Below are 1,875 nucleotides of genomic sequence, written 5' to 3'. Positions count from 1 at the left end.
TAAAACCAGTTGCTTCTAATGATGTAATGAATGTACGTTCTCTTAGAGATAATGCTTGTGCTCTCATAAGTCGAGCATTTCCTGTCCACATCGTGACACCAATGACAATAATAACATTGAAAATATTTGATCCGAATAGAGCGACTGTCATTAAAATTAAGAAAAATGTGGGTATCATTAAAAATACATTAATAAATTCATTTAGGACTGCGTCAACACGACCTCTAAAATATCCGGCAATCCCACCGATAATCGTTCCAATAATGGCTGAAATAAGTGCAGCAACTACTCCAATTAACAATGATGTTCTCGCTCCATATAGGATTCCGCTAAATACATCTCGACCTAAACCATCTGTTCCCAATATATGACTTATATTCGGTGTTTGTACTAAATCATTATTTAAACTATATGGATTGTACGGAGCAATTAATGGAGCAAACAATGCTGCTAATACAATTATGCTTAATAAAACTAACCCTATTTTTAGTTGAGTGTTTTTATTAATCACCTTTAACATATTAAGGAAGCGCTGTTTTCTATCAGATGCTTGTACTGTTAAATCTTTCACTTGTCATACACTCCTCACCCAAATATATGATTTCAATCAATAGGCACTCCATTAATTACGTATTTTTAATTCTTGGGTCGATGATTGAATATAGTAAATCAATAATAATCATCGTCACTGCTATAGAAATCGATAAGAATAGATAAATTCCCATAAGTAGTGGATAATCACGCTTCATAATTGAATCAATTAATAATCTCCCCATTCCAGGCCAAGCAAAGACAATTTCAATAATTGCTACACCTGCTAATACATACGCTAAACTGATGCCGAACATTGTTACTGTTGGCAAAATTGAGTTTTTAAAAACGTATTTTCTAAAGATTTTTCCCTCATCCATCCCTGTCGCTTTAAAAGTCGTTATAAAGTCTTCAGACATCGTTTGAATGACAGATGAGCGTGCAATACGGTAGAAAAATGGAATCTGTGTTAATACAACGGTTAGTAACGGTAAAAATAAATGTTTTGCCACACTTATGTAATATTCTATTCCCGTTGGTGCTGCTCTTAAATCAACCATTCCAGATGTAGGGAACGACTGAAGAACCGTTGCGAATAATAAGATAAGCATTAATCCTAACCAAAACGATGGCATCGAATCAAAAATATATGACATACCACTCATAAACACATCAAATTTCGATCCATTTTTCCGGGCAGCATAAATTCCTAATATAGTTCCGATTACTGCCGCTAAAATTAATCCTGTTAAAGCCAAGAGTAATGTCGGACCAAGCCGTTCTAAGATTAAACCAAGAACAGGCTCATTACTTACGATTGAATATCCAAGGTCACCTTTAAGTAAATTACCGATATATTTAAAAAATTGAATGTAAATCGGTTGATCTAAGCCGTATTTTTCATTTAAATGTTCAATCATTTCTGGTGAAGGATTATCCGTCCCCGCCAAGATTGTGACTGGATTACCAGGCGACATATGAATTAAGAAAAATGTTAATGATAAAGATACAAAGATGACTAAAAGTCCAGTCAACGCTCGTTTTCTTAAATAAGCTCCCATACTATTCTTCCTCCACTCTATCCATAAGTTCAAAAATATCAATAGAATCATTATAATGTTCAGATATTATTGTTTGGATATCATCTTCAGATTTCCGTTTTATTATTTCAACAATTTTCTGGTGAGCTGGCCCTTGTCTTCCGGAATTAAATAGATCTAGGCTATAAGTCGATACAAAAATCATCATATTAACAGCCTTTAATGTAGACCAAACTTCATAAAGTTTCCCATTCCCCGATTCTAAAATAATTAGGGAATGAAATTCTTCATCCAAATCAATGAG

General features: G+C 33.8%; 3 protein-coding genes. All 3 read right to left on the bottom strand.

What is annotated here, in order from left to right; genetic code table 11:
* Positions 1-571, bottom strand: a 571-nt coding sequence (locus VIG73_RS08795) for an ABC transporter permease (RefSeq protein WP_331641073.1), incomplete at its 3' end; no start/stop codon positions are given.
* A gap of 55 nt (positions 572-626) precedes the next feature.
* Complete coding sequence (locus VIG73_RS08790) at positions 627-1,592, bottom strand: ABC transporter permease (protein ID WP_331641071.1); 966 nt, start codon at positions 1,590-1,592, stop codon at positions 627-629.
* Position 1,593: 1 nt separating this feature from the next.
* Positions 1,594-1,875 (bottom strand): FCD domain-containing protein (locus tag VIG73_RS08785; protein ID WP_331641069.1); only part of this gene is annotated, 282 nt, incomplete at its 5' end.

It is taken from the genome of Cerasibacillus sp., from assembly GCF_036516575.1.
Taxonomy (GTDB): domain Bacteria; phylum Bacillota; class Bacilli; order Bacillales; family Amphibacillaceae; genus Cerasibacillus.
Note: the sequence above shows the minus strand (reverse complement) of the source record. Positions and strands in the feature narration are given on the sequence as shown.